Origin of the sequence: Streptomyces albicerus (genome assembly GCF_008905045.1) — a bacterium.
Classification (GTDB): Bacteria; Actinomycetota; Actinomycetes; order Streptomycetales; family Streptomycetaceae; genus Streptomyces; species Streptomyces albicerus.
Genome location: NZ_VWMY01000007.1, coordinates 1 through 9,470, shown reverse-complemented (window position 1 = coordinate 9,470; position 9,470 = coordinate 1). Strand labels below are relative to the sequence as shown.

The 9,470-nt window shown below is 70.4% G+C and carries 10 protein-coding genes; 5 read left to right on the top strand and 5 right to left on the bottom strand.

What is annotated here, in order from left to right:
• From GAS53_RS55020 to GAS53_RS07380, 4 genes are all read right to left on the bottom strand, one after another.
• Window positions 1-576: hypothetical protein (locus tag GAS53_RS55020; RefSeq protein WP_192583005.1), on the bottom strand; the 576-nt coding region annotated here is incomplete at its 3' end.
• On the bottom strand, window positions 569-1,297 hold the full coding sequence (locus GAS53_RS07390; protein ID WP_151476648.1) for a T4 family baseplate hub assembly chaperone: 729 nt from the start codon (window positions 1,295-1,297) through the stop codon (window positions 569-571). The genes GAS53_RS55020 and GAS53_RS07390, both read right to left, overlap by 8 nt.
• Before the next feature lie 66 nt (window positions 1,298-1,363).
• Window positions 1,364-1,888 carry a phage tail protein gene (locus GAS53_RS07385; RefSeq protein WP_055614510.1) on the bottom strand — a complete coding sequence of 175 codons (525 nt, stop codon included), beginning with the start codon at window positions 1,886-1,888 and terminating at the stop codon, window positions 1,364-1,366.
• A gap of 30 nt (window positions 1,889-1,918) precedes the next feature.
• Window positions 1,919-3,784 (bottom strand): phage tail sheath family protein, encoded by a 1,866-nt coding sequence (locus GAS53_RS07380; RefSeq protein ID WP_151476647.1) that lies wholly within the window; start codon window positions 3,782-3,784, stop codon window positions 1,919-1,921.
• A gap of 370 nt (window positions 3,785-4,154) precedes the next feature.
• On the opposite strand from GAS53_RS07380, the gene GAS53_RS07375 reads away from it, so the two are divergent.
• Window positions 4,155-4,577, top strand: a complete 423-nt coding sequence (locus tag GAS53_RS07375; protein WP_151476646.1) for a YchJ family protein — start codon at window positions 4,155-4,157, stop codon at window positions 4,575-4,577.
• Window positions 4,578-4,686: 109 nt separating this feature from the next.
• On the opposite strand, the gene GAS53_RS07370 is transcribed toward GAS53_RS07375, so the two are convergent.
• On the bottom strand, window positions 4,687-5,394 hold the full coding sequence (locus tag GAS53_RS07370) for a FadR/GntR family transcriptional regulator (RefSeq protein WP_151476645.1): 708 nt from the start codon (window positions 5,392-5,394) through the stop codon (window positions 4,687-4,689).
• Between the two features lie 171 nt (window positions 5,395-5,565).
• On the opposite strand from GAS53_RS07370, the gene GAS53_RS07365 reads away from it, so the two are divergent.
• The 4 genes from GAS53_RS07365 to GAS53_RS07350 are packed head-to-tail and all read left to right on the top strand — an operon-like array spanning window position 5,566 to window position 9,372.
• Window positions 5,566-6,075 carry a gluconokinase gene (locus GAS53_RS07365; protein WP_151476644.1) on the top strand — a complete coding sequence of 170 codons (510 nt, stop codon included), beginning with the start codon at window positions 5,566-5,568 and terminating at the stop codon, window positions 6,073-6,075.
• 45 nt (window positions 6,076-6,120) lie between these two features.
• A complete protein-coding gene (locus tag GAS53_RS07360; RefSeq protein ID WP_151476643.1) occupies window positions 6,121-7,518 on the top strand; it encodes a GntT/GntP/DsdX family permease in 1,398 nt (465 codons plus the stop codon).
• Window positions 7,519-7,540: 22 nt separating this feature from the next.
• Window positions 7,541-8,299 carry an SDR family oxidoreductase gene (locus GAS53_RS07355; protein ID WP_151476642.1) on the top strand — a complete coding sequence of 253 codons (759 nt, stop codon included), beginning with the start codon at window positions 7,541-7,543 and terminating at the stop codon, window positions 8,297-8,299.
• Between the two features lie 41 nt (window positions 8,300-8,340).
• Window positions 8,341-9,372: an L-idonate 5-dehydrogenase gene (locus GAS53_RS07350; protein WP_151476641.1), complete on the top strand. Its 1,032-nt coding sequence runs from the start codon at window positions 8,341-8,343 to the stop codon at window positions 9,370-9,372.
• Window positions 9,373-9,470: the final 98 nt, after the last annotated feature.

The window sequence follows — 9,470 nt, the reverse complement described above, 5'->3', positions numbered from 1 at the left end:
GCGGGCCGCCGCCGTGTCCGCGGCGCTGGGTCGCAGCGCCGCGGACACGGCAGCAGGGGAAGCGGTGCCCGGACCCGAAGGGGTGGGCACGGACACCGCGCTCGGTGCGGAGGTACGCTCCGGTTCGCCGCGCCCGGCGGTCCGCCGACCGGTGTCGGGAACGAGCCGTGGCCTCGGCGCCACTGGCAGGGCGGGCCGGAGCAACGGCGTCTCGGCCAGGTCCCGCGCCACGGACCGGGGCGCGGGCTCGTCCGACGGCACCCGCTCGGCCCGTACGACGGTCCGCTCCCGCTCGGTACGGAATTGGACCTCGCGCACCGCCGGTCGCGCCAAGTCCCCTTCCGACGTGGGCGATCGGGTGACGGAAGGCCACAGCGGCTCCGCCGCGTCCGGCTCGGGCGTCCCGGCACGTACCGCCTCGACCCGTTCGAAGGGACCGGCGAGTCGCGGCTGTACCCGCACCACGCCGGAGCGCGGCGCGGCGGCCGGCGTGTGCCGGGCGAGCAGCCGGTCGAAGAAGTCGGGCGCCCCAGGCGCCCGGTCTTCCGCGGGGCGCCCGCCCAGGGAGTCAGACATCCGCACACAGCTCCAGGTAGTAGCGGCGCCGCAGCGGGCTGAGCGCCAGGATCTCCGGCTCGCTCCAGCCGTAGGCGGTGGCGAGCAGATGGACGTCGAGGAGCACGTCCCGTGCCCAGGCGTCCAGTTCGGTCCACAGGTAGGAGGCGATGTCGAGCTCGGCGCGGGTGGCCGCACCGCACTCGGGGCAGTTGATGTTGAGCGTGACGTCGGCGCCCGGGTCGGCCTCCTGTGCCGCCTCGGCGAGCCGGCGCTGCACCGGCTCGGGCAGCGCGTCGGCCGGGACGGCCGCTCCGTCGCGTACCGCCGATACGACACAGAGCGCGAGCAGGGCCCGGCGGGGATCCGGCTGCCGGGCCGCCGCCGTCAGGTCGGCGACGCTCGGCACCCGGAACTCCACCTCCCAGCCGTCCTCGGCGACCCGTACCGACGACTCGGCGGGAGCGCCCGTCGACCGGGCCAACTCCCCGGCGCCCAGGTCGAATTCCATGTCCTCGCCGCACGCGACGCAGGCGAGACGCACCTGCATCCGCTCGCCGAACAGGGCTTGACGCAGCGCGAAGAGGTCCGCCTCCCGCTCGCCCACCGGCAGCGAGGACAGCGTCTCGCCACCGGTGTCCGGGCGTGCGGCGCGGTGCAGCAACAGGGCGCGTCCGGACGGGGCTTGGGCAAGCCCGGCCTCCCAGGTGGCGAGTAGTTCAGCCGCCCGAGTGATCGCCATGCCCGCCCCCGTTCCGTTCCCGCCCCGCTGCCCCCGCAGCCCGTCCGTCGTTCAACTCGCCGCCGTTCAGGCAGGGTTGAGGAAAGAAGGCTCCTCCGGCTCGGGCACCTCGTAGTCCCGCTCCCAGCCCTCGCACTCGAGCTTCAGCGACTGGATCGCCACCGCGTTGGCGTTGGCGTCCAGCTCGCCGAGGACCTGGTACTCGCTCGGCCAGGTCCGGTAGAGCTTGTGCGAGACGGCCACCTGGCCCGCCTCGTTGAGGACCTGGATCACGATGTCCTTGCGGAAGTCCGCGAGGGACACCTCGGAGCCGAGACCGGCCCCGACCTGCCAGACCTTGTTGGCCCAGCGGTCGAACTCGGGGTCGTGCGTGACCCCGCGCTCCAGGGTGATGCCCTCGAACTCCGAGCGCCCGGGCGACTTGCGCGGGGAGCTGGGGTCGCCGCCGTGCCGGTGCTTGACGACCTCGGTGGTCCGCTTCAGCGGACTGATCTTGCTGATGCCCGCGACCGTACGACCGTCCCACAGCACGAGGAACTTGAAGTTCTTGTACGGGTCGAAGCGCTGGGCGTTGACAGTGAACTCAGCCATCGGTTTCCTTCACGTTCTCCGTCTTCGGTCTCAGAGCTCGAACTGCCCGGACGTCTGCTGGATCCGCACGATCACGAACTCGGCGGGCCTGACCGGTGCGATGCCGACCAGGACGTTCACGATGCCGTTCGCGATGTCCTCGTCCGTCGTGGTGTCGTGGTCGCACTTGACGAAGTACGCCTCGCGCGGTGTGCCGCCCTTGAAGGCGCCCTGGCGGAAGAGGTTGTGCAGGTACGAGGAAGCGCCGAGGCGGATCTGCTGCCACAGGTTCTCGTCGTTGGGCTCGAACACGACCCACTGCAGGCCGCGTTGGAGGCTCTCCTCCACGTGCAGCGCGAGCCGCCGCACGGGCACGTACTTCCACTCGCTGTCGAGCGCGTCGGAGCCCTCAAGAGTGCGCGCGCCCCACACGAGCGGGCCCACCATCGGCATGGTGCGCAGGCAGTTGACGCCGAGCGGGTTGAGGAGCCCGGTCTCGCGGTCGGTCAGGTTGACCGTGAGCGAGTGCACGCCCGCGAGCCGTGCTTCGGTGCCGGCCGGTGCCTTCCACACGCCGCGCTCGGAGTCCGTGCGCGCGAAGACACCCGCGACCGCGCCCGAGGGCGGGAAGGAGCGCAGCCGCCCGGTGAGCGGATCGGTCAGCTGGAGGTGCGGGAAGTACAGGCCCGCGTGGTTGCCGCGTACGGCGTCGAAGGCGGCGAGTCCGGCGCGGGCGGTGTCCACGCTGACCCAGGTGCCGGGCGCGTCGACGAGGAGGAAGATCCGCCGCTCCTGGCAGAGCCGCTGGGCCGCCGAGACGACCGTGATCATGTCCTCGGTCGACTCGTACGCGGCCAGCTCGGGCAGGACGAGCAGGTTGACGTCCGCGACGCCGCGCAGCGCCTGGATGCCGGTCTTGCCGGCCTCGCTGCCGATGAGGTCGCGCGGGCCCGGCGCCTCGCCGTCCTCGCCGCCCTCCAGCGGGAACACGGGCGGATTGACGGAGGCTTCCAGGCCCAGGTCGTTGGCGCATTCGCCGAGGAAGCGGACGACGTCCTCGGGGTCGGTGGAACCGGCGACGACCTGGAGGCGCTTGCCGAACGCGGTGACCTCGGCGCCCGCGAAGGCGTGCTTGCCCGGCGCGTCGGGCAGCGCCCGCAGCTTGCGCTCCAGGAGCAGGGCCAGCTCGGCGACGCCGCTCGGGGCCTCGCCGTCCGTGTCGGGGTCGTACAGCGTGAACTCGCGCTCGACCTCGCCGATCTTGACGGTCAAGTCGACGGCCAGGTCCGGCAGTTCGTGCCCGAACGGCTTGGAGACGGTGCCGGACGGGTCGGGGCGGCCCTCGCCGACGGCCTCGACGCGGATGAGTCGCGACCCCGCGTTGATCACGGTCGGCGCGTGCCGGCCGTGCGAGGCGTCCATGGACAGCCCGGTGAAGCTCTCGCGGGCCTCGCCCTTGGCGTCGTACACCCGCAGGTTGAAGGTCTCGTCCGGGCTGGGTGTGTCGTAGTCGACGGCGACGCGCAGACCGTTGCCCCACACGCCCGGCTCCTTGGCGTGCACTTCGAGGACCGCGCTCTCGCTGTGGCCCTCGGTGGACTCCAGGGTGACGCAGGCGGCCTTGCCGCTGCCCGCCTTGGCGACGCGGACGATCACGGCGACCGTGCCGCCGTTGCCGAAGAACTGGTGCACCGCGTAGCCGACGGCACTCTGCGAGCTCAGGCCCCCGAAGCGGCGCTCGAACTCGGTGAAGCTCGTGACGCGCACCGGCTCGTTCAGCGGACCGCGCCGGGTGTGCCCCACGAAGGCGGTCACCGAGGTGGTGACGGTCGAGATGGTCCGGGCGCTGCTGGGAAGCTCTTCGACGTAGACGCCGGGATACGTCGGCCTGGCAGTGCTCACCGCGCTCATCGGCATTCCCCCTCCTAATCCGTTCTCGGGCACCGGGTGGAAGGCACCAAGAGGCGGCAGAGGGAGACGTCTTCGTCCGGCGCACGCGGAGGTGTCCGGACGCGCGTCAGCGCACCGGTCCGCGGCACCGCAACAGCTTCCCCCGTCAGTGCCCCGGACGGACGGCCGTCCGGGGTCAAGCACACGCTTGTGACTCCTGATGCTCAAGTGCTCAAACCACGGTGGGGGGTCGGGAGTTGCCAGAGCAAGACATGTTCACGCCACCCCGGAGGGAGGTTCCATGAAGAGGGCCGTGCACAGCCCGCACACGATGTACTCGTGTCGGGTCAGCTGATTCACCGATTCCCCACAGGCGGTGGTGCAGCAGAATGGAGCCATGCCCCGTCGCACCTCGCAGTCCCGCCGCCAGCGCGCTTCCGCTTCTGCACACAACCCCCACTGTCCTTGCGGTCTTGCGGAGACGTACGAGAAGTGCTGTGGCCGATTTCATCGGGGTGAGGGCACGGCACCGACCGCGGAGGCGCTGATGCGCTCGCGGTATTGCGCGTTCGTGAAGCGCGACGAGGCGTACCTGCTGCGGACCTGGCATCCGCGAACGCGGCCGGCGCGGATCGAATTCGATCCGGGGATGCGGTGGACCGGCCTGGAGATCCTCGACACGGCCGAGGGGTCGGCCTTCCACACCACCGGAACCGTGACGTTCCGGGCGTCCTACGCCGGGGGCTCGCTGCACGAACGCAGCCGGTTCGAGCGGGTCGACGGGGCGTGGGTGTACGTGGACGGAGACATCACCGAGTAGCCACAGCCCCGATAGGGGCGCGGGGAACTGCGCGACAAGCCACAACGGACCCGCAGGCGAACAACTACCTCACGACGCCCAGAAGTTCAGGAGGTTCAAGTCTGAGCCCTCAGGACTCCGGACTGAGAATGTCCAACTCCTGAAGCGCGCCCACAACGATCTCCCGGGTCAGTTCCTCCGCGCGGACGGCATCGCCCGCGCGAACCGCCTCCGCGACCTGCACATGCAGGGTGACGGCAGCCGGGTCGGGGTCCTCGAACATGACCTGGTGGTGGGTCCGGCCCGCGAGCACCTCGGCGACCACGTCACCGAGACGGGCGAACATCTCGTTGCCGGACGCGTTCAGCACGATCCGGTGGAAGGCGACGTCGTGAACGAGGTAGCCCTCCAGCTTGTGGCCGCGCGAATTGGCCACCATGCCGAGGGCGCACTCGGTGAGCTCGGCGCACTGCTCGGCGGTGGCGTGCTTGGCCGCCAGGCCCGCGGCGACCGGTTCGACGGCACAGCGCAGCACGGTCAGCGAGCGCAGCTGGCGCGGGCGGTCGGCGCCCGCCAGACGCCACCGGATGACCTGGGGATCGTAGACATTCCACTCGTTCGCGGGACGCACCGTCACACCGACCCGGCGACGGGACTCGACCAGGTGCATCGACTCCAGGACCCGGACGGCCTCACGCATCACGGAGCGTGACACCTCGAAACGCTGCGCCAGCTCGTCGGTGCGCAGCACGCTGCCCGGCGGATACTCGCCGGCAGTGATGGCGGGACCGAGGCTCTCCAGTACACGGCCGTGCAGCCCCCGGCCCGGTGTGCTCATGGGGTTCAGCCTACGAGGCAGACAGCGGGAACAAAAAGTCAGACTTATGCGTCACAGACTCTTGAATTCGTCTGACCAATGGGTTTCAGTGTCGTGACGGATGCGGCACCTGACGTACATCCGACATCTACCTGTCGACATCCGAGTGTCGAAGAAGACAGCGAGGCAGCGATGAGCACCCCCCACGTCGTCGTGGTCATGGGCGTGGCAGGCACCGGCAAGACCACCATCGGTCCCCTGCTTGCCGCCCGGCTCGGCGTTCCGTACGCCGAGGGCGACGACTTCCACCCCGAGGCCAACATCGCCAAGATGACGGCCGGGACGCCCCTCACGGACGAGGACCGGTGGCCCTGGCTCGACGCCATCGGCGCCTGGGCCCACGGCCGGGCCGGGCTCGGCGGGGTGGTCAGCAGCTCGGCGCTGAAGCGCAGTTACCGGGACCGGCTCAGGTCCGCCGCTCCCGGGGTCGTCTTCGTCCATCTCACCGGTGACCGGGAGCTCATCGAGGACCGGATGGCGCACCGTCAGGGGCACTTCATGCCGACGGCGCTCCTGGACTCCCAGTTCGCCACCCTCCAGCCGCTCCAGGCGGACGAGACGGGTGTCGCCGTGGACGTCTCCGGCAGCCCCGAGGAGATCACCGAACGGGCCGTGACCGCTCTGCGCGGCCTCGACCAGTAACACCCCTCCCCCTCCCCCGCAGTCTCCTAGTCAAGGAAAAGCACCGTGACCAGACTCAGCGTCGAGATGCTGGCAGCGGATCCCGTCGAGCCGATCACCTCGGCAGGCCATGCTCAGCTGGGCATCGCCGTACTGGCGGGCATCGCCGTCATCGTCCTGCTCATCACCAAGTTCAAGCTCCACGCCTTCCTCGCGCTGACCATCGGGTCGCTGGCTCTCGGCGCCTTCGCCGGGGCCCCGCTCGACAAGGCGATCACCAGCTTCTCGACCGGTCTCGGTTCGACCGTCGCCGGCGTGGGCGTGCTGATCGCGCTCGGTGCCATCCTCGGCAAGCTGCTCGCGGACTCCGGCGGCGCCGACCAGATCGTCGACACGATCCTCGCCAGGGCCGGCGGGCGCGCGATGCCGTGGGCGATGGTGCTGATCGCCTCGGTGATCGGCCTGCCGCTGTTCTTCGAGGTCGGCATCGTGCTGCTCATCCCGGTCGTCCTGATGGTGGCCAAGCGCGGCAATTACTCGCTGATGCGCATCGGCATCCCGGCGCTCGCGGGCCTGTCCGTGATGCACGGTCTGATTCCGCCGCACCCCGGCCCGCTGGTCGCGATCGACGCGGTCAAGGCGAACCTCGGCGTCACCCTCGCGCTCGGCATACTCGTGGCCATCCCGACCGTGATCATCGCGGGCCCGCTCTTCTCCAAGTACGCGGCCCGCTGGGTGGACGTACCCGCGCCGGAGAAGATGATCCCGCAGCGTGCCTCCGAGGACCTGGAGAAGCGCCCGGGCTTCGGCGTCACCATCGCCACCGTGATGCTGCCGGTCGTCCTGATGCTCTCCAAGGCACTGGTCGACATCATCATCGACGACCCCGAGAACATGGTTCAGCGGGTCTTCGACGTGATCGGCTCGCCGCTGATCGCGCTGCTCGCGGCCGTGCTCGTCGGCATCTTCACCCTCGGCCGGGCGGCCGGGTTCACCAAGGACCGGATCTCCTCGACCGTCGAGAAGTCCCTCGGCCCGATCGCGGGCATCCTGCTGATCGTCGGCGCCGGCGGCGGCTTCAAGCAGACGCTGATCGACTCCGGGGTGGGCCAGATGATCCTGGACATCTCCGAGGACTGGTCGATCCCCGCGTTGCTGCTCGCCTGGCTGATCGCGGTGGCGATCCGGCTCGCGACCGGTTCCGCGACCGTCGCCACCATCTCGGCGGCCGGTCTCGTCGCCCCGCTCGCGGCCGACATGTCGACCACGCACGCGTCGCTGCTCGTCCTCGCCATCGGGGCCGGCTCGCTGTTCTTCAGTCACGTCAACGACGCCGGATTCTGGCTGGTCAAGGAGTACTTCGGCCTCAACGTCGGACAGACCATCAAGACCTGGTCGGTCATGGAGACCATCATCTCGGTGGTCGCCGGCGGCCTGGTCCTGCTGCTGTCCCTCGTGATCTAGCGCGTAACCCGGGAGTACGACGATGGCTCACCCTCTCTTCGACATCAGTGGCCGTACGGCGCTGGTCACCGGGTCCAGCCGGGGCATCGGCCTCGCGCTGGCCCGGGGCCTCGCGGAGGCCGGCTGCACGGTGGTGCTGAACGGCCGCGACACCGACCGGCTCACCAAGGCCGCCGCCGAACTGCCCGGCGAGATCCGCACCGCCGCCTTCGACGTCACTGACGGCCCGTCGGTCGCCGCCGGGATCGCGGACGTCGAGGAGCGGGTGGGCCCGCTCGACATCCTTGTCAACAACGCGGGCATGCAACTGCGGGCCCCGCTCCTGGAGTTCGCCGACGACGACTGGCACCGAATCCTCAACACCAACCTCACCAGCGCGTTCCTCGTGGGCCGTGAGGCCGCCCGGGGGATGACCGCACGCGGCCACGGCAAGATCGTCAACATCTGCTCCCTGCAGAGCGAGGTCGTACGGCCCGGGATCGCGCCGTACGCCGCCACCAAGGGCGCGCTGAAGATGCTCACCAAGGGCATGTGCGCCGACTGGGGACCGCACGGAGTCCAGGTCAACGGCCTCGGCCCCGGCTACATCGAGACCGAACTGACCAGGCCCCTCGTCGACGACCCTGAGTTCAGCGCGTGGGTCCGACGACGGACCCCGGCCGGACGCTGGGGGCGTACGGAGGACCTGGTGGGCGGGGTCCTGTTCCTCGCCTCTCCCGCGGCGGACTTCGTCAGCGGACAGGTGCTGTACGTCGACGGCGGCATGACCAGCGTCCTCTGAGTCCTCCGAGTCCTCTGAGTCCTCTGAAAGGGGCTGTCCTGATGCTCGGTTGCGTGATCCACGGCCAGGGCGACCTGCGCGTCGACGAACTCCCGGTCCCCTCCCCCGGCCCCGGCGAGGCGCTCGTCGCCGTGCGCTACGGCGGCGTATGCGGGTCCGATCTCCACTACTGGCGGCACGGCGGAGTCGGCGACTTCCGGCTCCGGGAGCCGATGGTGCTCGGTCACGAGGTGGTGGGGACGGTGACTCTGTACGGTGATGGCGTGTCAGGCCCCTCGCCTGGTACGGCCGTTGCCGTGCACCCCGCGACGCCCTGCGGTGAGTGCCCGGAGTGCACCGCCGGGCGGCGGAACGTGTGCCGTGACACCCGCTACCTCGGCAGTGCGGCGCGTATGCCGCACGTCCAGGGCGGTTTCGCCGCTCAAGTCGTCGTCCCTGTCGAGCAGTTGAGGCCTTTGCCTGTCGGACTTCCGCTGCGGCGGGCGGCGTTGGCCGAACCGCTGTCGGTCGCCCTGCACGCGGTACGACGGGCCGGCGACGTCACCGGGAAGCACGTCCTCGTCACGGGCGCCGGGCCCATCGGCTGTCTGGTGGTCGCGGCGGCGAAGGCGGCGGGGGCCGCACGAGTGACGGTCACGGACCTGCTGCCCCGCGCTCTGGAGTACGCGATGGCGGCGGGCGCGGACGAGGCCGTACGCGCGGACGATCCAGCCGCTCCCACGTGGCCCTCCGAGGTGGACACGGCCATCGAGGCCTCCGGCGTCGCCGCGGGCCTGGACACCTGCCTCCGCCTCGTACGACGCGGCGGAGTCGTCGTCCAACTCGGCATGCTGCCTCCCGGCCAGAGCCCCTTCGCCGGAAACCTCGTGGTCAGCCGCGAGATCGAACTCCGGGGAGCCTTCCGCTTCGACGAGGAGTTCGACGACGCGCTCGCGCTCCTCGCCCGAGAGCCCCGTTTCGACCAGTTGGTCAGCGCGGTGATCCCTCTCGGCGAGGCCGAGTCGGCTTTTGCCCTCGCGGCGAACCGCGCCGAGTCCTGCAAGGTGTTGCTGGACTTCGGGGGCAACGGCTGACAGTTCGTGCGGCTTCGTCGTGGCTGGTCGCGCAGTTCCCCGCGCCCCTGAAGACAAAAGACAGGGGCGCAGCCCCGTCTTTTAGGGGCGCGGGGAAC

Bases quoted from the DNA above. Each gene is read 5' to 3' on its own strand.
- GAS53_RS07390 (WP_151476648.1), bottom strand. From the start codon at position 1,297: ATGGCGATCACTCGGGCGGCTGAACTACTCGCCACCTGGGAGGCCGGG.
- GAS53_RS07385 (WP_055614510.1), bottom strand. From the start codon at position 1,888: ATGGCTGAGTTCACTGTCAACGCCCAGCGCTTCGACCCGTACAAGAAC.
- GAS53_RS07380 (WP_151476647.1), bottom strand. From the start codon at position 3,784: ATGCCGATGAGCGCGGTGAGCACTGCCAGGCCGACGTATCCCGGCGTC.
- GAS53_RS07375 (WP_151476646.1), top strand. From the start codon at position 4,155: ATGCCCCGTCGCACCTCGCAGTCCCGCCGCCAGCGCGCTTCCGCTTCT.
- GAS53_RS07370 (WP_151476645.1), bottom strand. From the start codon at position 5,394: ATGAGCACACCGGGCCGGGGGCTGCACGGCCGTGTACTGGAGAGCCTC.
- GAS53_RS07365 (WP_151476644.1), top strand. From the start codon at position 5,566: ATGAGCACCCCCCACGTCGTCGTGGTCATGGGCGTGGCAGGCACCGGC.
- GAS53_RS07355 (WP_151476642.1), top strand. From the start codon at position 7,541: ATGGCTCACCCTCTCTTCGACATCAGTGGCCGTACGGCGCTGGTCACC.
- GAS53_RS07350 (WP_151476641.1), top strand. From the start codon at position 8,341: ATGCTCGGTTGCGTGATCCACGGCCAGGGCGACCTGCGCGTCGACGAA.